The following is a 19379-nucleotide window of genomic DNA, read 5'->3' on the forward strand; positions in this document are numbered from 1 at the left end:
GGGCCGGCCTGGACGTCCTTACGCTTGCGGCAGCCGACCCGGCCGCCCCGCTCGCCTCACCCTCGTCGCACCGGCGTCCCGGCGGCCCCGCCGTCGAGCAGCGCCGCCGCCAGCCGGGCCGCCGGGCCGCCCGGTGTGCCCAGGTGCACCAGTTCGGTGCGGTGCACGACCCGCGGCTGTGTGAGCGGCACGGCGACAATGCCCGGCACCCCGGTGGCGGCCGCCCGGGGCAGCAGGGTCAGCCCGTGCCCCGCGGCCGCCAGGGCCACGAGGACACGGACGTCCGTCCCGTCGTACCGCAGCGCCGGACGGAAGCCGGACCCGCCCGCGGCGGCCCGGAGCTGGGCCAGCGGCAGCCCCGCGTCGGGCGCGTCCAGCCAGCGGGCATCGGCGAGGTCGCCGAGGCGCAGCCCCGAACGGCCGGCCAGCGGATGGGTGTCGGGCAGCAGGACGCAGACGGACTCCTCAGCGACTCCGTACACCGTCAGGGGTGCCACGTCGGGCAGCCGCAGCGGATCGCTGGGGGCGGCCAGTCCGTCGACCAGTCCGAGGTCCGCGCGGCCGGCGGCGACGACCTCGGGCACCTCGTCGCGGGCCAGCACCCGCAGGGTCACCCCGGCCCGCGGGAGCGCCGCGACGGTACGGGGGCCCAGGGCGGTCGGGGTGGTCGCGAGCGTCAGCCCCTGCTCGGGCGCGGCCGCCCTGCGTACGACGTCCGCGCGGGCCGCCGCCAGGCGCAGCAGCAGCGGGCCCGCGTGCTCCAGGAGCCGCTCGCCGGCCGGAGTGGGGACGACCGGGCGCCGGGTGAGCAGGTCGGTGCCGAGGTCCTGTTCCAGCGCGGCGATGTGCTGGGAGACCGCGGACTGGGTGTAGCCCAGCTCGCGGGCGGCCGCCGAGAAGGAGGCGAGGCGGGCCACGGTCACATAGGTGCGCAGGAGATGCGGGTCCATGCCGCCTCAGCATGCCATCAGCAGCGCTTATCGAGCATGCAGGAATCATCGTTGGACGTGAACTGCGGGCGCGCCCAGGATGAGGTGCATGACGCACACCCGCACGGCGAGGATCGCCCTGGTCGGCGACCGCTCCCCCCAGGTCGCCTCGCACGCCCGTATCCCCCTTCTGCTGGACGCCCTGGCGGAACGCGACCGGCTCGTCCTCGACGCCTACTGGATCCCCTCCGAGGACGCCACCGCCGAGGGCGCGGTACGCGGCTTCGACGCGGTGTGGGTGGTGCCGGGCAGCCCGTACCGCAGCGAGGCGGGCGTGCTGTCCGCGATCCGGACCGCACGCGAGGAGGGCATCCCGTTCCTCGGCACGTGCGGCGGGTTCCAGCACGCGCTGCTGGAGTTCGCCCGTGACGTCTGCGGACTGGCCCGGGTGGCGCACGCCGAGAACGACCCCGGGGCCGACGACTTCCTGATCGAGCCGCTGGCCTGCTCGCTGGTGGGCCACCAGGCGGCGGTGACGGTCGAGCCGGGTTCGCTGGCCGAGTCCGTGATCGGCGCGGAGCACACCGTGGAGCGCTACTTCTGCATGTACGGCCCCTCCCGTCACCTCGACACGCTGCGCGCCCACGGGCTGCGCTTCTCCGGCCACGACGAGGACGGCCAGGTCCGGATCGCGGAACTGCCCGGCCATCCCTTCTACTTGATGTCCCTCTTCCAGCCGGAGCTGTCCGACGACGGTTCGCGCCCGCACCCGATGGTCAGGGCGCTGGCGCGGGCGGCCGTGGAACACGCGTCGCGGGAAGGGGGGTTCAGCCTGCCGCTGGGGTGAGCGCGGGCGGGCGGTACGGCAGGAAGCCGTGCGAACGGCGGGCCAGATAACCGGACTTGTAGCGGTCGACCGTGCGGTGCCAGTTCAGGATGCCCGCCATCCAGTTCTCCAGGTCGGACACATAGTCCCGCATCACCGCGCGCGCCTCTTCCGAGAGGGCGAAGTCGTCGTAGAGGACGGGCAGTTCGTGCGCGACGACATGTTCGAACTGGCACATGCGCTGGTTGATCAGGTCGGCGACCACGCGCAGGGCGGCCGGGTAGTCGCAGCCGAAGAAGTTCTGCACGACGAGGACGGCGTTGTGGATCTCGCCCTCGTACTCGATCTCCTTCTGGTAGGAGAAGACGTCGTTGAGCAGGCAGGCGTAGTCGACGGCCGCGTTCTCCAGGGAGCGGACGGGCCCGCTGCGGTACACCTCCGGCGGGACGGCGGGGCCGTGGCCGAGCCGGCACAGACTCAGGGTGAGGTCGGAGCCGAAGGTGGCCCGCCGCATCTCCAGGTAGTCGACGGGGTCGGGGATCCGGTTCTGGAGCTGGTTGCCCAGCTCCCACAGCCAGCTCTCGGTCATCCTGTCCACGGACTCCCTGAGCGTGGCGCGGGCCTCGGCGGTCATCCCGGCCGTGGTGCACGCCCACAGCTCGGTCAGCCCGCGCTCCAGCGCGCAGGCGGGCACGGTGGCCGCCTCCCCGGCGAGGGGCATGCAGCCGGACAGCCGCCGGACGGCCTGCCGGGCGCCGGCGAGGTCGCCGCGCTGTCCGAGGACGAGGGGGAAGAAGTCGTCGCCGTAGGTCCCCCAGGCCAGCCACCGCGAGCTGAGGTCGAGGGCCTCGGGGGACGCGTCCGGGTCGAGGCCCGCCGCGCACAGCGGGAGATCGGCCGCGGCAAGGCGGTCCTCGTCCCACACGCCCTCCGCCAGCATGCCGACGCGGTGCATCCAGCCGGTCAGCCGGTGGCGGGCCCCGTCGAGGTGCGGGCTGAGCTCCACCGCGAACGGCATCCGGAGGTCGGGCAGCAGGCTGGGGCCCACCTTCTGGCGCGGCACGTGCGCGTGGGCGCGCAGGCGTTCCGCGGCGGCGACGGCGAGCAGCGCGCCGATGTCCGAGGCGGAGGTGCCGGGTCCGGTCGGGCCGTGCCAGAACGGCACGGCCCGGGCGCCCTGGTTCATGTACCGGCTGGACCGCAGGTGCCATTCGTGACCGCCGGACTGCCAGTCCTGGAGCCCCTTGGTGTACACCGCCACCGCCGCGATCTCGCCGGGGGTCAGCGCCCGGTCCACGGCGAGGGCGGGCACCTCGGTCACGGCGGTGTGCTCGAACTGGTGCAGCCGTGAGGTGAGGATGTCGTTGACGATGTCGGCGGCCTGCTGTGTGGTGCAGTCGAAGAAGGTCTCCAGGACCAGCACCCCGTTGCTGTTCTCGCCCTCGTCCTGCACCTCCCGCTGGTAGGAGAACAGGTCGTTGCGCAGGTGCACACCGTCGGAGAAGGTCTCCATCAGCACCCGCAGCGGCCTCGATCCGGCGACGGACTCGGGCACTTCGGCGGTGGCGTACTCCACGAGACCCGCCGACCAGGGTGCGCCGCCCACCTTGCGGCGCATCTCGATGTACTCGACGGGGTTGGCGATCCGCCCCTCGTCGATGTTGGACAGCTCCCACATCGACTCGTTGAGCAGGTGCTCGGTGGCGACGGCGAAGCGGCGTCGCCAGGCGGCGGACATCGACGGCACGGTACGCGCCCACAGGTCGGCGAGCCCGGCCTCGACCGGGTTCTGCGGCTGCGGCACGGGAGTTGCCGGGTCGAGCGGCATGAACAGTGGCAGCCGGTCCAGGTGGGCCTTGGCCGCGGCGCGGTCCGGGGTGCGCTTGAACATGTCGAGGAAGTGGTCGTCGAAGAAGAACACCCACACGTACCAGTCGGTGATCAGCGACAGCGCGGGGCCGTCGCAGTCGGGGTGGGTGTAGGCGCAGAGCAGGCCGTAGTCGTGGGCGTCGAGATCGGCCTGCTCCCAGATCCCGGACCCCTCCAGCATGCCCGTCTCGCGCGCCCACCGGGTCGAGTGGGCGCGCGCCTCGTCGAGGTGCGGGTTCAACCGCGCGGGGTACGGCATGTAGAAGTGCGGGAGTTCGAACGGCTGCGTCATGGCCGGGCCCTACCCGGGCCCTGAGAGCCGCATCCACCCGGCCGGACATGATCACACCATCGCGTGAATCGGGTCCGAACCGGCCTGATCTCCCGGCCGGTACGCTCCCCCGCCGGGCCCTCGTCCGCAGCCCGCCCGGTGGTGCGGCCGCCTCAGCCCCTCACCTGGATCAGCGCGTGCCGTCCGCTCGTGCGCCAGCGCTGCCCCTCGGCGGCGTCGAGCGCGTCGCGGGTGGCGGCGTCGAGTCCGGTGACCACCTCGGACTTGAGGGTGCGCAGGGCGGCGACCGGCCCGGGGAAGTAGGCGGTGACCTCGGCGAACGGGGTGGTCGGCGGCCATCGGCGATCGCCCACCAGCCGACGGTAGTTGAGGTCGCCCTTGAAGACGGTCAGGTCGGCGGCGCCGAACTCCCGGTACAGCTCGGCGGGCATCTCCGCGTACCCGAGCGGGGCGCAGGCGAAGGGGTGGGCGCGCAGTTCGATGCGGCCGTCGCTCAGCGCGTCCCGCACGCGCCGCCCGTGCCCGGCGGCCGCGCCCGGCGCCTCGGTGAGCCGGCGGACCGCGTCGAGCACGTCGGCGGTGGTGGCGTCGGAGACGTAGTACGGGTACGGCTTGATGTGCAGCACCGCCCGCTCCGCCCGCCCCTCCTCGAGCAGCCGGGCCACCAGGAGCAGGTCGGGGACGAGTTCGCGGCCCGCGTTGTCGGCGACCAGACAGAGCGTGCCGGTGCCGCCGGGCGGCAGCAGCGACCACAGGGCCGCCCCGGCGTCGGCGACCAGTGCCGGGGTGGTCCCGGTGGCGGGGCCGCCGGGGTCGGACAGCCGGAACCCGAGGTCGGCGCGGTTGCCCCAGAGCGAGCCGTGCAGCAGGGCCTTCGCCTGCTCGTCGGCCGGGCGCTCCGCCAGGCCGTCGAGGGCGGCCAGTTCGGCGTCCGTCTCCGGGGCGGCCAGCTCGGCGAGCTTGGAGGGGCGGAAGGGGTCGATGCCCTGCCAGGGTCCGTGCGCGAAGTACCCGGTGGCTTCGAGGAGTTGGCGGTAGAAGTAGCTCTCCGACCACAGCCACGGCACCTCGAACCAGGACCGGCCCGCGTAGGTGTCCAGGCCCCAGGTCCGCCACCGGTCCAGGTCGTGCGCGTCGCCGGGAAGCGGTTCGATGACGCCCTTGGTGCAGTTCTCCAGGAGCGCGTCGAGCGCGCGGCGCACGTCGGGGTCGTAGGGAAGGGCGTCGCGCACCTGGCGGATGATCGCGGGGTGCCGCTCGGCGAGCACGCCGTACGGGAAGGAGCCGGGTTCGTCGCCCAGGATCACGGGCGGGACGGGGGTCTCGGGCATACGGCTCACCGTATCGGCCGTGCCCGGTCACACCGCGCCGATCTCCCGCTCCAGCCGGGTGACGAGGGTCAGGTATCTCGGCCGTCGCGGCACCGGCACCAGGCCCCGGATCAGTACCCGCCACATCTCGGCCACGCGGCGCGGCAGCCGGGCCACGGGTTCCAGGGAGCGGCCCACGACCCGGGTGCCGACGAAGAACGAGACGAGGGAGTGGGCGACGGCGTTGACGTCCACGTCCGGGTGCACGTCGGACTCGCGGACCGCGCCGAGCAGCCGGCGGGTGATCATGTCGAGCCACTCGGTGAACGGGTGCGACAGCGGCGGCCGCACCTCGACGCCCCCGGTGGCGAGCCGCAGTCCGGCCCGGGTGATGGGCCCCTCGACGGACAGGCGCACCATGCCGAAGGTGATCCGCATCAGCGCCTCCAGGGACGGATAGCCCCGGCCGTCGATCTGGCCGGCCACCTGCCGCGAGGCCTGCGACTGGAGTTCCAGGATGGCGTGCGCCAGGTCCTCCTTGGCCGCGAAGTGGAAGTACAGGGCGCCCTTGGTGACCTGCGCGTGCTCGACGATGTCGCTCAGGCTTGTCGACTCGTAGCCGCGCCGGTCGAACAGGTCAGCGGCGGCCGTGATGATCGTCGCGCGGGTCTGCTCGGCGCGTAACTGCCTCGCCATCGGTTGGACACTCCCAGGGGCCGTAAAGAACGGGTCATGCCGTTTGTTTTGACTCCCCGCACACGATAACTCACCGCCCCGCCGTACCCACCAGGCATTCAAAGATCGTCGACTCGCCCTGTTCGCCCACGACTTGCAGCGTCCCGTCGTCCTGGCAGGTCAGGCCTACCCAGACCGGGCTGTCCAGTTCGGCGTACCGGTGGAAACGCGCATGGTAGGAGACCGGGTCCCGTTTCCGGTCGGACCACCACAGGACCGCCTGCCGGGCCGCTTCCAGGAGCAGCATCCCCGGCACATGGTCCAGCGGGTGGTCGAAGAAAACGGGATGGGCGGTATCCACCCGCAGTTCCCAGCGGTCCGGGCCGTCCGTCGGGGACAGCACGACGTCGGCGGGCCGGACCCGGGCCACACCGGCCGGCGGCAGTCCGGTCCGCGGCGGCCGGTCCGGGGCTGCACCGATGGTGCGGCCGGCCCGCAGCCGCTCGTAGACGGCCGTGCTGAGGCAGGTGAAACCGACGTCGGCGTAAGCCACTTGCTCGCCCGCGCAGTGGACCTCCGCCGTGTAGCGGGCGCCGGCCAGGCGTGCGCCCCGGTAGCGGACGTCGGTGAAGGTGATGTCGAGGATCGGTTCGGCAGGCAGCACGCCGACGGCCAGATGCCGGGCGGACGTCTCCACCCGTAAGTCGTCGAGCACGAACTGGTGCCCCAGGGGCACGTCGTACTCGGTGTGCGCGATCAGTGTCCCGCTCTGCCGTACGGTCTCCACGACCAGGAGCGGGTCGTACGCGGTACGGTCGCAGGAGACGTGCAACTCATGGGCTCGCGGCCACTGCGCCGACACCTGGAAACGGTCGGCCTCGGTCCGCTTCCAGTCGGTGAGGAGGGTCTCCGCCACCGCCGCGCGGTGGACGAGTTCGCGGGCGACGGTCGCCGTCATGGACGGGGTCTCGACTCTCCGGCGAGGTCTCGGCATGTCCCTCTCCCTACGGTCTCCCCCGAAGGCCATGGCGGACGGCCAAGTGCCCGATCGAATAAGCGTTAGAGTACGAGGCGACCGGTTTGTTTTCAATCAGATCAGTGGACGACGCCCGATGATCGGGCCGATCCGGCACTCGATCGCGGGGGTCGGCCGACTCGGCGGTGCGGAGGGGCTGTTATGGCAAGGCAGGAGCGCGCCATCAGGACGCGCCGGGCGATCCTGGAAGCCGCCGGCGCGGTCTTCGACGAGCACGGCTACACCACCACCACCATCGCCATGGTGCTGGAGCGGGCCGAAGTCACCAAGGGCGCCCTGTACTTCCACTTCTCCTCCAAGGAGTCCCTCGCCCAGGCGGTGCTCGACGAGCAGGTGCCGTTCGGCGCCGTGCCGTCCCAGCCCTGCAAGTTGCAGGAGATCATCGACATGACCTTCGTCGTGGGCATGCGGCTGCTGAGCAACTCCCTGCTGCGGGGCAGTGTCCGGCTCGCGGTCGACCAGGCGACGCCGTCCGGCATCGACTTCGCGGAACCGTTCCGGCAGTGGGCAGGCCGCCTGACGGAACTGATGGAAGAGGCGCGCGCCCAGGGCGAGTTGCTGCCCACCGTGCGGCCGCGGGACACGGTGGAGCTGCTGGTCGGCGCGTTCACCGGCATCCAGTTGATGTCGCGGGCGCTGACCGGCCGCGCGGACCTGGCCGAGCGGCTGTCGGTGCTGTGGACGCACATGCTGCCCAGCATCGCGGTGCCGGGCCTGCTGCCCGCGCTGGACAGCGGCGCCGACCGGGGCGCCCGGATCCTGGCGGACGCCGACGCACCGGTCGCGACGTAACGGACGGCACATCACGTGCGGCGGGCGGCCGTTGGTGCATGACCGCGCGTCGCCCCGGCGGGCGGCGCCGCCCGGAGCCCCCGTCACCGGGCGGCGCCGAGGGTAGCCGTCACCGGGCGGCGCCCGGTGTAGCCGTCATCGGGTGGCCCCTGGTGTACCGGTCACCGGGCCGCGCTTCGCCCTCGGCTGAACGCGCAGGCCCCGGGCGCCGTACTGGACACAACAGAACCGTTCCCGCGCCCGCCGAGGAGACGTTCCGGATGTCCCGGATGACCGCACACCGCCGCACCGCCCTGGCGGCCACCGCCGTGACCCCGCTCCTGCTGAGCCTGTGGACCGCGGCACCCGCCCTGGCGCACGGCGCGCCCACCGGTCCGGCCAGCCGGGCGTTCGCCTGCTCGCCCGAGGGCGGCTCGGCCGGGAACGCGGCCTGCCGGGCGGCCGCGGCCGCGAGCGGGCAGAGCTTCGCCGCCTGGGACGACATCCGGGTCCCGAACGTGGGCGGCCGGGACCGGCAGACCATTCCCGACGGGAAGCTGTGCAGTGGCGGCCTGGCCTCGTACAAAGGCCTCGACCTCGCCCGCGCGGACTTCCCGGCCACGCGCGTGTCCCCGGGCGGGACGCTGACGATGACGTACACCGCGACGATCGCGCACGCCGGCACGTTCAAGCTGTTCCTGACGAAGCCCGGTTACGACCCGTCGAAGTCGCTGACCTGGTCGGATCTGCCCACGCAGCCGTTCGCCCAGATCACGGACCCGAAGCTGTCCAACGGCGCGTACCACTTCTCGGCCCGGCTCCCCTCGGACCGGACGGGACACCAGGTGCTGTACACGATCTGGCAGACCAGCAGCACCCCGGACACCTACTACTCCTGCTCGGACGTGGTGTTCCCGAAGGCCGCGACGTCCTCGAAGGCCACCTCGGCCGCGAGGACCACGGCGCCCGCGAGCGCGCCGGCGCACACGAGCACCCGTCCGTCGCCCTCCGCGTCGGCGCACCGGAGCGCGACCCCGTCCGCGGGCGTGTCGACGCCGGCGGCGGCGCGGACCTCGGAGCCGGCCGCCGTGGCCGCGGCGGCCGACAGCACGCCGGTGGCGGCCGGCACCGACGCCGGGTCGGGGCCCTCCGCTCCGCTGCTGGCGGGCGGCGCCGCCGCGGTGCTGGTGCTCACCGGGGGCGCCGCCCTCTTCAGCCGTCTGCGACGGCGCTGAACCTCCCCGTGGGGAAGGTCAGTTGACGGTGACCGCGACGCCTCCGTCCGTCACCGGGGCGTACTTCGCGGTGAAGTAGCCGTTGGCGAAGCACAGGGACGAGCCGGACACCTTGGTGAACTGCTGGTTGACGAAGGAGATGCTGCTGTCGGTGTTGCTCGCCGTGCCGGAGAGCGACGGGGCCTGGTAGACGCAGGTGATCGAGCCGAGCAGGGTGCGCAGCTTGGCCGTGGTCTGGATGGTGGATCCGGCCGCCGGGGTCACGGTGACCGTGCCGTCGGAGGACACGGCGGTGGTGTACGGCAGGTTGTCGACCGTGATGCTGGTGACGCCGAGCACCCCGATGACGTTGCTGGAACAGCTGGCGGCGGCGAAGGTGTGCGACGCCAGGGACTCGGTGGCGGTGCCCGGCGCGGCGGGGTTGTCGCCGACCGTGGCGGTGAACTGCGACGAGGTGCAGGAGATGCCGCTCGTTCCGGTCGCGCTCGAGTAGAGGGTGGCACTGGTGCCGCTCGCCAGGTTCGCGACGAGGGTGTCGCCGCTCGCGACCGGGTTGCCGCCGGCGGTCAGGACCGCGACGTCGTCCGCCGAGGCGGTTCCGGCCATCGGCAGCGCCAGGGCCGCCACGGTGCCGACGAGCGTGAGGAGGGTGCGTGTGCGCATGCGGGTGCCTCTTCTCCGAAGTGGGGGGTGTTGCGGGGGGTTGCGGGTCGGGCAGCGTGGGGGGTGGGTCGGTAAGGACGCGCTCGGGCGTCCGCCATTGCCGACCCGTGACGCCTTCTCCGTACGTGACGGGCCGGCAACAGCAGCCGCCGGCCGGGGCCGACGACCGTGGGGGAGCCGGCGGCCGGGCCGGGCGGAAAGGGCGACCGGTCACGGTTCGCCGGAAGGCGGCCGTGGCGGCGCCGAGAGGAATGCGGACTCGTGGGTCACTGGGGACGGAGGCCGGGAACGCGGGCAGTCGCCGCGTCAGGGATCCGGCGCCACGGATCCGGGCTGAGCCAACGAGAGTTGTAGACCTGATGCTCCGTCAACGTCAAGCACGGACAAGGAAGTTGGCGTAATCCCTCGGTTGCCGTAACGCCTTCCGAATTCCTTGATCCATAGGTGAAGCACAATCGACACCCTTTTTCCACATCTCTCTTGACCCTTGACTGTAACCATCGGTAACTTCCTCGGCGGCTACTGCTGCGTAACCGTGAAAGCCCTTGTGAGAGCCGGGAGTCGCAAGGAGGCGTGCGCCGCAGCCGCTGTCCGCGCCAGGACAACGCGCCACTGAAGCCCAACCCGCACTGACTATGCCCACGGGAGCAGACATGGCCTCGTCCCCGGACGTCACACCGTCCGAAGACAACACCCCCGAGAACCCGGAAAGCGGTTCCGCGGCCGCGACGGCGTCGGTCGCCGCCGGATCCGGCCGACGCGGACGCGTCCGTATGCGCCGGGCCGCGGTGATGGCGGTACCCGCCACCCTGGTCGCCGCCGGCCTGGCGGTCCTGACCGCGCAGGGGGCCCTCGGCGTGCAGTTCTCGATCTCCGGTATGCCCTTCACCGTCACCGCGACCGAGCTCGACGGCACCGGGTTCGAGCAGTTCGGCGCCCTGGACAACATGGCGGACGGCAGCCCCAACGCGGGCGACACCGGCGGGCAGGTACTGGTCGTCACCTCGGCCATCAAGGACGCCCACCTCACCAAGCTGTGCCAGAGCGTCGACCTCGGCGGCATCAACCTGCACATCACCGCGGGTGACGGCAAGGACCGGGTGCACGCCGTCGACCTGACCACCGACTCCACGCTGCTGTCCGGCGACGCCGAGTTCCACGGCATCGAGATCGGCAACGACGCCAGCGAGCTCAACAAGGCGGGCGTCAAGGGCCCGATCGGCGTCTTCAGCCAGCAGGCCGACACCGTGCACATCGACAACCTGCGGCAGACGAACTACGCCACCACGGCCGGTGTGTTCACCCTGCCGAACCTGCACCTGAACTTCAGCGACAAGGCCTGCTGAGCCCATGCCGAACCGTCCACGGCAGTCACCGCGGTCCGCCTTCCGAGCCTGGCGGGCCCAGCGGCCGTTCTGGGGCGGGCTGCTGCTCGCCCTGGGCGGTACGTGGATCCTGCTGACCGAGAAGGCGTCGCTGAAGGTCGTCGTGCACATCGGCATGCAGGGCCTCGCGGGCTATCTGCTGCCTGTGCTCATGGTGTTGTGCGGGCTGCTGATCCTCTTCAACCCGACGCAGCGGCTCTTCTACTCGATCACCGGCGTCCTGATCACCCTGGGCACCTGGGTCACCTCCAACCTGGGGGGCTTCTTCATCGGCCTGCTCCTCGGGGTGACCGGCAGTTGCCTCGCCTTCGGCTGGCTTCCGGACCAGGAGCCGCGGCGCAGCCGCCGCGACCGCAGGCGGGAGGCGGCGGCGCAGGAGCATCGGGCGCAGCCGCCGCGACAGGGCGGGGACGCCTCGCTGAACGGTCTGAACGGAGCGGGCGGGCCCGCCTGACACCGGCGGGCGGGTCCGGCCGGCGGCCCGGGCGGACCGGGCCTCCCGCCGGACCCGCCGCCGTCCCGGATGTCCGTAGGTCACCGGAACTTATCCTCCGGCTCGTTAGTTTCTACGGTGCTGTAGAGGCAGGCGGCGCGAAGCACCGCTCGCGCTCCACGGAACTCATCAGCACACAGCACTGACGACTACCGACATCTGGAGTTCTCATGGCCCTGTGGGACCGCATCAAGGAGTCCGCGTCGACGATGCAGACCCAGCTCGTGGCGAAGAAGAACGACCTCAAGAGCGGCGCCTTCCGCGACGCGAGCATGGCGATGTGCGCCCTGGTCGCGGCGGCGGACGGCACCGTGGACCCGGCCGAGCGGCAGCGCGTCGCCCAGCTCATCGCCACCAACGAGGTGTTGCAGAACTTCCCCGCCGACGATCTGCGCCGGCGTTTCGAGGAGAACCTGGACAAGCTGACGGCCGACTTCGCGTTCGGCAAGGTCAGCGTGTTGCAGGAGGTCGCCAAGGCGAAGAAGAAGCCCGCCGAGGCGCGCGCCGTGATCCAGATCGGCATCGTCATCGGCGGCGCCGACGGCGACTTCGACAAGACGGAGCAGGCCGTGGTGCGCGAGGCGTGCTTCACGCTGGAACTGCCGCCGCACGAGTTCGACCTCTGATCCACCCGCCGCCCGGGGAACGGGGGTCCGCCCCCGGTCCCCGGCTCCGGCCTCCGGCTGCCGTCCGGATCCGGCCAAGCCCGCCCGAAAGATTGACGTGCACGCGCCACACTCCTACTTTCTGACCGACTTGCCGAACCTAGTTCGATATTTCGAATGGATGTCACCCCGAAGGCGCACCCCCCACCCCCTCTGGAGAACCCGTGCCCGCAGCCCCCCACGCGTCCCGCCGCACGTTCCTCGGCATGAGCGCCACCGTGCCGCTCGCCCTCTCCGGCGCGCTCGCCCTGGGCGCCGGAACCGCCCGTGCCGCCGACTCGGCCTACGTCATGGGCTACTTCACCGAGTCCCCGAGCGGCACCGGCACCGACTACGGCCTGCATCTGGCCGTCAGTACGGACGCGCTGAACTGGACCCCGCTGAACCAGAACAACCCCGTGGTCACCCCCACCGAGGGCGCCGGCGGTCTGCGCGACCCCTTCATCCTGCGCAAGCAGGACGGCACGTTCGTCGTGCTCGCCACCGACCTGAAGGGCACCGACTGGAGTTACGTCAGCCAGTACGTCCATGTCTGGAACTCGGCCGACCTGCGCACCTTCACCGGCTACCACCGGCTGAAACTGCACGACATGAACACCCACAGCTGGGCGCCCGAGGCCTACTGGGACGCCGGACGCGGCCGGTACGGGATCATCTACTCGGCCGTCAACGGCAGCGGCCACAACGTCATCATGGTCAACTACACGACCGACTTCGTCACCGCGTCCGCCCCCCAGGTGTTCTTCGACCCGGGCTACGACGTCATCGACGGCGACCTGGCCGTGGGCGTGAACGGCGTCAACTACCTCTACTTCAAGTCGAGTTCGGCGCAGTCCCTGGTGGGCGCGCGGTCCACGTCGCTCACCCCGGGCAGCTTCACCGCCTTCAGTACCGGCGTCGCGCACGGCGGCACGGAGGCGCCGATCCTCGTCAAGTCGCCGACGAGCGGGTCCTGGTGGCTCTGGGGCGACACGTACACCCCGAACGGCGTCTTCTACGCCTGGCAGAGCAGCAGCCTGTCGGCCGGCACCTGGACCGCGCTGGACCAGCGGACGTACACCCAGCCGGTGAACTCCAAGCACGCCACGATCCAGCCGATCACCACGGCCGAGTACACCGGCCTGCTGGCCCAATGGGGTGCTCCGGCCTGGAACCGGCTGAAGTCCTACAACTACCCGGCCCGTTACGTCCGCCACTCCGACTACGTGGGCCGGATCGACGAGTATCCCTTCGACCCGTACGCGGACTCGCAGTGGAAGCTGGTCCCGGGGCTGGCCGACAGCGCCGGGGTCTCCTTCCGGTCGGTGAACTACCCGACCAGGTACCTGCGGCACTCCGACTACCGGCTGCGGCTGGACGCCGACGACGGCACGTCGGTGTTCGCCCAGGACGCGACGTACTACCGGACGGCGGGACTGGCGGACGCGAGCTGGTCGTCGTTCCGCTCGTACAACTACCCGACGCGGTACATCCGCCACTCGGACTACGTCCTGCGCATCGACCCCGTGTCCACGGCCACCGAGCAGCAGGACGCGACCTTCCGCGTCGGCCACTGAGCGCTCGTACCGCCTGCCGGGCGAAGCGCGCCGCCGCCCCTGCCGTCGGCGGGGGCGGCGGCGGGCCGTGGGCTCAGGCCAGGCCGACCGAGGCCAGCCATTCCTTCGCGACGTCCAGCGGGTCCTTGTTCTCCAGCTGCACCTTCGCGTCCAGGGCGAGCAGCGTCTCGGTGTCGAGCTTGGCCGAGACCGCGTTGAGCGCGGCGGCGCCCTCCTTGGAGAGCCCGCCCTTGTAGACGAGCGGCTGCACGTTCTCGAACCCGAAGAGGTTCTCCGGGTCCTGGAGGACGACGTGCTTCTCCTGCGTGATGGTCGCGTCGGTGGTGAAGAGGTCCGCGACCTGCACGGTGTTCTTCTTCAGCGCGGCCTGGGTCAGCGGGCCGCCCGCGTCCAGCGCCTTGAAGGACTTGAACTCCAGGCCGTACACGGACTTCAGGCCCACCAGGCCCTGCTGCCGGGTCTGGAACTCCGGCGAGGCGCCGAGGACCAGGTCCTTCGCCACGCCCTTGAGGTCGGCGATGCTGGACTGGGACGTCAGGTTGTACTTCTTGGCGGTCTCCGCGTTGACCGTGACGGAGTCCTTGTCCTGCGCCGGTGCCGGGTCGAGCAGTTCGAGCTTGGCGTCCAGCTTCGCGCCGATCGCGGCCGTCGTGGCCTCGATCGTCTTCGGCGCGGCCTTCGCGTCGAGGTAGGCCAGCAGCGCGCCGTTGTACTCGGGCAGCACGGTGATGGAGCCGTTCTTGAGCAGGCCGTAGGTCGTCTCACGGCTGCCGATGTTCGGCTTGTAGGTGACCTCGACGCCCTTGGCCTTCAGGGCCTCGCCGTAGATGTCGGCGAGCAGGATGCTCTCGGCGAAGTTGTTGGAGCCGACGACGACCGACTTGCCGTCCGTCTTGCCCTCCGCCAGCGGGTCGTCGGAACCGTCGGAGGAGGAACATCCCGCCAGCAGGGCCGTCGCCGCGGCGAGCGCGACGGCGGCCGCGCCGGGGTGTCTCCGGATGAACGTGCTGCTGTGGGCGTTGGAAGTCACGATTCCCGTTCCGGGTTCGGAGTTGGCGGACCTTGCGGTGGTGCGGTCGGTACAGAGCTCTCCTGATCCAATCCAGCGTGTTCGTGATCAGTCAAGGGGATTCCGGTCACCGATTTGCTTCGATAAGCGCCGCGTTGTAAACGCTGCATGAACGAGCCGGACATAGGGCCTCGACAGACGGGTTGTGATCGGATCTTGACGTAGAGCGAGGTCCTTGATCGATCAATGAACAGGTAGTCTCCAGGCAGCTCGCGAGGCACGACACCCCTTTTGAGACGATCGAAACCGGTCACGCGACACAGCACGCACCGCGCAGCACCCGTGAAGGAGGCCCGGTGTCCACGAATCAGGTGGACGCGTCCTCCCCCAGGCTCTCGGCCTCGCCCGAGCAGGGGGGATCCCCACGGTCGGCACCACCGGCCCCGCCCGGACGCGGGAGCGTTCGGGACTTCGCCGACCGGTGGCCCTTCAGGCGCAAGCTCAACATCCTCGTCGGCGTTCCGCTCACCGTGGTCGCCGTCCTGCTCGGTTACCTCATCAGCGACCTGGTGCAGGAGTCCTCCGGCGCCGCGTCGGCGGCCCAGCTGGTCCGCGACAGCACCCAGGTCGCGCAGCTCGTCGGCCGGGTGCAGGCCGAGCACCAGCAGGCCATCCTGCTGTCCGTACGGCACCAGGCGGCGTACGACGGCGGCACGCCCTCGTCCGAGGCCTACCGCATGGCGCAGCTGGCCGTGGACACCCAGGTCGAGAAGGTGCGCGACACCTTCGGCGACCGGCTGCCGGCCGCCGAGGCGCAGGCCCTGCGCGAGGTCGAAGGTCTGGAGAACCTGCGGAACACCATCGAGCAGGGCTATCTGCCCGCCGACAACATCGACCCGGCGTACGCGGGCGCCGCCGAGGGCCTCATCAACGGCCTCGGCCTGGACCGCGACGCCGACCTGGCCGCCACCTTCACCGGCACCCTGCTCGACTCGCTGCTGCGCGCCGACGCGGCGCACGGCGCCTTCGAGACCGGAGTGCTCTCGGCGCGCACCGGTGACACCAACGCGCTCATCGAGTTCACGGGGGCGGTCGGCTCCTACGAGCTGTACACCTACCAGGCCGAACGGTTCGCGCAGTTCGCCACCGAGGAGCAGGCCGACGAGCTCGGCGGCATCGAGCACACCGGTGCGCAGGCCGCCATCACCCAGCACTACGCCGAACTCCAGATCGACCCCAGCGCGCTCCAGGCCGAGACCACCGCGCAGATCCGCGCGGCGCTCCAGGACTCGATCGACTCCTATCCGGGCTATCTGCAACAGGCCCAGGACCGGCTGAAGATCACCACCTCGCTGATCGACCAGATCGCCGACCGGGCCGACGACGCCTCCACCGGCGCCCAGTGGCGCGCCGGTCTGCTGCTGAGCCTGGCGCTGATCGGGTTCGCCGCCTGGATCGCCTTCTCCGTGGCGGTCCGCCGCTCCGTGGTCCGTCCGGTGCAGGCGCTCACCGGGGCCGCGCAGGAGGTCGCCGACGTGGCCGGCCGCGAGCTCGCCCGCGTGGCGGACGACGACGCCGAGGCCGAGGGCCCGCCGCTGCTGCGCGCGATACCCGTCACCGCCCACGACGAGATCGGCGAGCTGGCCGAGGTCTTCAACCGGGTGCAGACCACCGCGGTCGCGCTGCTGGAGCGTCAGGTGCTCAGCCGCCGCAACGTCGCCGAGATGTTCGGCAACATGGGCCGCCGGGTCAGCAACCTCACCACCCGGCAGCTGGCGCTGATCGACTCCGTCGAGCGCGGCGAGACCGACCCGGCGCTCCTCGAACACCTCTACTCCATCGACCACATCGCGGTCCGGCTGCGCCGCAACGCGGACAGCCTGATGCTGCTGGCCGGCATCCGCGAGACCGTACTGTCCTCCGGACCCACCGCCCTCGCCAACGTCGTACGGGCCGCGCTCGGCCAGATCGAGGACTTCCACCGGGTCGAGCTGCACGCCGGGACCACGGTCATGGTGGAACCGGACCTGGTCGGCGACCTGACCCTGATGGTCGCCGAACTCCTGGAGAACGCCGTGTCGTTCTCGCCCGCGGGCAGTCCCGTGGAGGTGACCGTGCGCTCCGGGGACACCGGCGCGACCATCACGGTCGCCGACCACGGTCTGGGCATGAGCGCCGAACGGCTCGCCGAGGAGAACGGCCGCCTGATCCGCCGCGAGCGGCTGGACCTGGTGCCGACGAAGGTGCTCGGCCTCTTCGTGGTGGGCACGCTGGCCCGGCGCTGGGAGGTCGGGGTCGACCTGTCCCGTACCCGGGGCGGCGGTGTGACCGCCGAGGTGACGATCCCTTCGTCGCTGCTGCTGACGATGAGCGCGGTGGCCTCCGGCGGCCCGGCCGGGTCCTCCGACACGGCCCACCCCGACACCACCGCGGGTGCGGCCGCCGCCTCCGGACCCAGGCCTTCGCCCTCCGCCGTGGCGTCGGCGGACGAACCGGCCGACGAGCACCCCGGCGCCCTCCCCCGCCGTGTCCCGCGGCGCGAGCAGGACCCCGCGGACGCTCCGCAGACGGACACCACGGACCGGCCGGCTCCGCACATCCCCGCACCCCGTGCCGGGTCCACGGCGTCCGCCCGCGGTGCCGACGGCAGCGGCGAGGCCCGGCCGCTGCGCCGTCGGGTGCGCGGCGCCACCCTCCGTACCACCGCGGACGCCGGGCAGCAGGCCGCGCGGCAGACCGCCGTGCCGGACGACGCCGACGCCGTCCGCTCCGCGCTGGAGGAGTTCGAGGCGGCCGTGGAACGCGCCCACCAGGACACCGCCTCGAATCCCCTGCCGGCCCAGCCGGTCCCGACCACTCTTGACCCGCACGACCCGAACCACCTCCCGGAAGGAGCCGAGCAGTGAGTACGTCGACAGGTGACACCCCGTCGGGCGAGGCCGCGCCGACCGATCTGCAGGCCGCCGCAGCCGACTTCACCTGGCTGCTCAATCGTTTCGCCACGGAGACCGCAGGTGTGGTCGACGCGATCGCGGTGTCCTCCGACGGACTGCTCATCGCCGTCTCCGAACTGCGCGAGCACGCCGACTCCGAGCGTCTCGCGGCGATCGTCTCCGGCATCACCAGTCTGGCCGCCGGCGCCTCGGGCAACTACGGTCTGGGCGGTCTGAACAAGGTCATCATCGACCTCGAGGGCGGCCATGTGCTGGTCTCCGCGATCGGCAGCGGCGCGGTGCTCGGTGTGGTCACCGACAAGGAGGCCAAGCTGGGCAACATCGCGTACGAGATGACGGTGTTCGCCAACCGGGCGGGCGCCGCGCTCAGCCCCCAGCTCGTGCTCGAACTCAAGAACAGCGTCGGCGCGGCGTCCCGGCGCTGACCGGCCGCCGCCGGTCGCGAGAGAAAAGAGAGCTCCCCATGGCGGACGGCGCCGCACCACCTCCGGAGCCGGACCCGGTCGCGGGGCCGGACCCGGTCACGGAGCCGGCCGCGGAGGCGGACCCGGTCCCGGCCGCCGATCCGGCACCGGACCCGGTCCCGGCCGCCGAACCGGTTCCGGTCGGACCCGCCTCCGCCGTGCGGCCGTTCCTGGTCACCGCCGGGCGGGTGGCGGGCTCGGGAGAGGCCGAGTCCGGACGGACGATGCCCGTCGAGACCCAGCTGGTGACCACGGTCGCCGGACTCGACGGGCTCGACCGGCTCTCCTTCGAGCGGCACGACATCGTCGCCGCCTGCCGGCAGCCGCAGTCCATCGCGGAGATCGCGGCCAGGCTGCGGCTGCACCTGAACGTGGTGCGGGTCCTCGCCGAGGACCTGCGCCGCGCCGGGCAGCTGAGCGTGCATGTGCCGGACGCGGGCGTCACCCACGGCGCGTCCGTCCTGCGCAGGGTTATCGAAGGCCTGCGGGCCATCCCCGACTCCCGAGGAATACTCCGTGACACCGACTGAACCGCTCACCCGGGGCGCGGCCGCGCAGCGCACCGTACGGCCGCCGCTGCCGGTGAAGATGGTGATCGCGGGCGGCTTCGGCGTGGGCAAGACCACCGCCGTCGGCTCCATCTCCGAGATCGAGCCGCTGACCACCGAGGCCGCCATCACCGAGGTCGCGGCCGGAGTGGACGACCTCACCCACACCCCGCAGAAGACCACGACCACGGTCGCGATGGACTTCGGCTGCATCACCATCGACCCCACCCTGAAGCTGTACCTGTTCGGCACCCCCGGGCAGGAGCGGTTCGGGTTCATGTGGGACGACATCGTCGAGGGCGCGGTCGGCGCGCTGGTCATCGTCGACACCCGCCGCCTGGACGACTGTTACGCGGCCGTGGACTACTTCGAGCACAAGGGCATCCCCTTCGCGGTGGCGGTCAACGCCTTCGACGGGAAGGTGGAGCACTCGCTGGACGAGGTCCGCTGGGCCCTCGACATCGCCGAGGGCACCCCGCTGTCGGTGTTCGACGCCCGCGAACAGGGTTCGGTGCGGGACGCGCTGCTCGTCGTGCTGGAGCTGGCGCTGGCCCGCACCGAGGGCGCGGCCTAGGACCTGTCCGGCGGATCAAGTCGCAGGAAAGCTGCGGTGCCGTATCAGCCCGGGTGAGCGGGGTCATGGGAGTGCCCCCGGCTCGAGCGGAGCCGAGAGCTGGGGGAGCGTCCGGCTGCAAGGCG

Annotated in this window: 18 protein-coding genes; 11 read left to right on the forward strand and 7 right to left on the reverse strand. The window is 71.6% G+C overall.

The window, feature by feature from the left end; genetic code table 11:
* Positions 1-56 precede the first annotated feature (56 nt).
* Positions 57-950, reverse strand: coding sequence for a LysR family transcriptional regulator (locus ABT085_RS27640; RefSeq protein WP_351613430.1), 894 nt, complete (start codon positions 948-950; stop codon positions 57-59).
* Positions 951-1038: 88 nt separating this feature from the next.
* On the opposite strand from ABT085_RS27640, the gene ABT085_RS27645 reads away from it, so the two are divergent.
* A complete protein-coding gene (locus tag ABT085_RS27645; RefSeq protein ID WP_351613436.1) occupies positions 1039-1776 on the forward strand; it encodes a CTP synthase C-terminal region-related (seleno)protein in 738 nt (245 codons plus the stop codon).
* Here ABT085_RS27645 and cyc2 read toward each other — a convergent pair.
* The 4 genes from cyc2 to ABT085_RS27665 form a co-directional block, all read right to left on the reverse strand.
* Entirely contained in the window at positions 1757-3916 is a 2160-nt protein-coding gene (gene cyc2, locus ABT085_RS27650; protein WP_351613438.1) for a germacradienol/geosmin synthase Cyc2, read from the reverse strand. The genes ABT085_RS27645 and cyc2 overlap by 20 nt on opposite strands.
* A 152-nt stretch (positions 3917-4068) precedes the next feature.
* Entirely contained in the window at positions 4069-5247 is a 1179-nt protein-coding gene (locus ABT085_RS27655) for a damage-control phosphatase ARMT1 family protein (RefSeq protein ID WP_351613441.1), read from the reverse strand.
* 27 nt (positions 5248-5274) lie between these two features.
* On the reverse strand, positions 5275-5922 hold the full coding sequence (locus tag ABT085_RS27660) for a ScbR family autoregulator-binding transcription factor (protein WP_351613444.1): 648 nt from the start codon (positions 5920-5922) through the stop codon (positions 5275-5277).
* A gap of 70 nt (positions 5923-5992) precedes the next feature.
* Positions 5993-6895 (reverse strand): ScbA/BarX family gamma-butyrolactone biosynthesis protein, encoded by a 903-nt coding sequence (locus ABT085_RS27665; protein WP_351613446.1) that lies wholly within the window; start codon positions 6893-6895, stop codon positions 5993-5995.
* A gap of 183 nt (positions 6896-7078) precedes the next feature.
* Between ABT085_RS27665 and ABT085_RS27670 the strand changes: the two genes are divergently transcribed.
* Positions 7079-7729, forward strand: a complete 651-nt coding sequence (locus tag ABT085_RS27670; RefSeq protein ID WP_351613449.1) for a ScbR family autoregulator-binding transcription factor — start codon at positions 7079-7081, stop codon at positions 7727-7729.
* 260 nt (positions 7730-7989) lie between these two features.
* Positions 7990-8943, forward strand: a complete 954-nt coding sequence (locus ABT085_RS27675) for a lytic polysaccharide monooxygenase auxiliary activity family 9 protein (protein WP_351613452.1) — start codon at positions 7990-7992, stop codon at positions 8941-8943.
* A gap of 18 nt (positions 8944-8961) precedes the next feature.
* Here the strand turns inward: ABT085_RS27675 and ABT085_RS27680 are convergent, their stop codons facing one another.
* Entirely contained in the window at positions 8962-9606 is a 645-nt protein-coding gene (locus tag ABT085_RS27680; RefSeq protein ID WP_351613455.1) for a Tat pathway signal sequence domain protein, read from the reverse strand.
* A 653-nt stretch (positions 9607-10259) separates the two neighbouring features.
* On the opposite strand from ABT085_RS27680, the gene ABT085_RS27685 reads away from it, so the two are divergent.
* From ABT085_RS27685 to ABT085_RS27700, 4 genes are all read left to right on the forward strand, one after another.
* Complete coding sequence (locus ABT085_RS27685; protein ID WP_351613457.1) at positions 10260-10952, forward strand: DUF6230 family protein; 693 nt, start codon at positions 10260-10262, stop codon at positions 10950-10952.
* Positions 10953-10956: 4 nt separating this feature from the next.
* The gene (locus ABT085_RS27690; RefSeq protein WP_351613459.1) at positions 10957-11445 is read left to right on the forward strand and encodes a DUF6114 domain-containing protein; all 489 of its coding nucleotides are present in this window, start codon (positions 10957-10959) and stop codon (positions 11443-11445) included.
* A 209-nt stretch (positions 11446-11654) separates the two neighbouring features.
* On the forward strand, positions 11655-12110 hold the full coding sequence (locus ABT085_RS27695; RefSeq protein WP_351613462.1) for a tellurite resistance TerB family protein: 456 nt from the start codon (positions 11655-11657) through the stop codon (positions 12108-12110).
* A 245-nt stretch (positions 12111-12355) separates the two neighbouring features.
* Positions 12356-13705, forward strand: a complete 1350-nt coding sequence (locus ABT085_RS27700) for a glycoside hydrolase family 43 protein (RefSeq protein ID WP_351613479.1) — start codon at positions 12356-12358, stop codon at positions 13703-13705.
* Positions 13706-13778: 73 nt separating this feature from the next.
* On the opposite strand, the gene ABT085_RS27705 is transcribed toward ABT085_RS27700, so the two are convergent.
* Entirely contained in the window at positions 13779-14735 is a 957-nt protein-coding gene (locus ABT085_RS27705) for an ABC transporter substrate-binding protein (protein WP_351613465.1), read from the reverse strand.
* Positions 14736-15070: 335 nt separating this feature from the next.
* Here ABT085_RS27705 and ABT085_RS27710 point away from each other — a divergent pair, with 335 nt between their 5' ends.
* From ABT085_RS27710 to ABT085_RS27725, 4 genes are read left to right on the forward strand one after another with little or no spacing between them, the layout of a single operon-like run.
* Complete coding sequence (locus ABT085_RS27710; RefSeq protein ID WP_351613468.1) at positions 15071-17620, forward strand: sensor histidine kinase; 2550 nt, start codon at positions 15071-15073, stop codon at positions 17618-17620.
* A complete protein-coding gene (locus ABT085_RS27715; protein ID WP_351613471.1) occupies positions 17617-18093 on the forward strand; it encodes a roadblock/LC7 domain-containing protein in 477 nt (158 codons plus the stop codon). Before ABT085_RS27710 ends, ABT085_RS27715 begins: the two co-directional genes overlap by 4 nt.
* A gap of 38 nt (positions 18094-18131) precedes the next feature.
* Entirely contained in the window at positions 18132-18662 is a 531-nt protein-coding gene (locus tag ABT085_RS27720; protein ID WP_351613473.1) for a DUF742 domain-containing protein, read from the forward strand.
* Entirely contained in the window at positions 18649-19254 is a 606-nt protein-coding gene (locus tag ABT085_RS27725) for a GTP-binding protein (RefSeq protein WP_351613476.1), read from the forward strand. The genes ABT085_RS27720 and ABT085_RS27725 overlap by 14 nt, the downstream gene beginning before the upstream one ends.
* Positions 19255-19379: the final 125 nt, after the last annotated feature.

The sequence above is a fragment of the Streptomyces sp. NPDC002265 genome (genome assembly GCF_040296125.1).
In the GTDB taxonomy this organism is placed as follows: Bacteria; Actinomycetota; Actinomycetes; order Streptomycetales; family Streptomycetaceae; genus Streptomyces.

Excerpts from the sequence above, each read along its gene's own strand:
- ABT085_RS27660 (WP_351613444.1), bottom strand. The coding sequence starts at position 5,922 with ATGGCGAGGCAGTTACGCGCCGAGCAGACCCGCGCGACGATCATCACG.
- ABT085_RS27720 (WP_351613473.1), top strand. The coding sequence starts at position 18,132 with ATGGCGGACGGCGCCGCACCACCTCCGGAGCCGGACCCGGTCGCGGGG.
- ABT085_RS27690 (WP_351613459.1), top strand. The coding sequence starts at position 10,957 with ATGCCGAACCGTCCACGGCAGTCACCGCGGTCCGCCTTCCGAGCCTGG.
- cyc2 (WP_351613438.1), bottom strand. The coding sequence starts at position 3,916 with ATGACGCAGCCGTTCGAACTCCCGCACTTCTACATGCCGTACCCCGCG.
- ABT085_RS27665 (WP_351613446.1), bottom strand. The coding sequence starts at position 6,895 with ATGCCGAGACCTCGCCGGAGAGTCGAGACCCCGTCCATGACGGCGACC.
- ABT085_RS27645 (WP_351613436.1), top strand. The coding sequence starts at position 1,039 with ATGACGCACACCCGCACGGCGAGGATCGCCCTGGTCGGCGACCGCTCC.
- ABT085_RS27675 (WP_351613452.1), top strand. The coding sequence starts at position 7,990 with ATGTCCCGGATGACCGCACACCGCCGCACCGCCCTGGCGGCCACCGCC.
- ABT085_RS27695 (WP_351613462.1), top strand. The coding sequence starts at position 11,655 with ATGGCCCTGTGGGACCGCATCAAGGAGTCCGCGTCGACGATGCAGACC.
- ABT085_RS27680 (WP_351613455.1), bottom strand. The coding sequence starts at position 9,606 with ATGCGCACACGCACCCTCCTCACGCTCGTCGGCACCGTGGCGGCCCTG.
- ABT085_RS27700 (WP_351613479.1), top strand. The coding sequence starts at position 12,356 with ATGAGCGCCACCGTGCCGCTCGCCCTCTCCGGCGCGCTCGCCCTGGGC.
- ABT085_RS27670 (WP_351613449.1), top strand. The coding sequence starts at position 7,079 with ATGGCAAGGCAGGAGCGCGCCATCAGGACGCGCCGGGCGATCCTGGAA.
- ABT085_RS27640 (WP_351613430.1), bottom strand. The coding sequence starts at position 950 with ATGGACCCGCATCTCCTGCGCACCTATGTGACCGTGGCCCGCCTCGCC.
- ABT085_RS27685 (WP_351613457.1), top strand. The coding sequence starts at position 10,260 with ATGGCCTCGTCCCCGGACGTCACACCGTCCGAAGACAACACCCCCGAG.
- ABT085_RS27655 (WP_351613441.1), bottom strand. The coding sequence starts at position 5,247 with ATGCCCGAGACCCCCGTCCCGCCCGTGATCCTGGGCGACGAACCCGGC.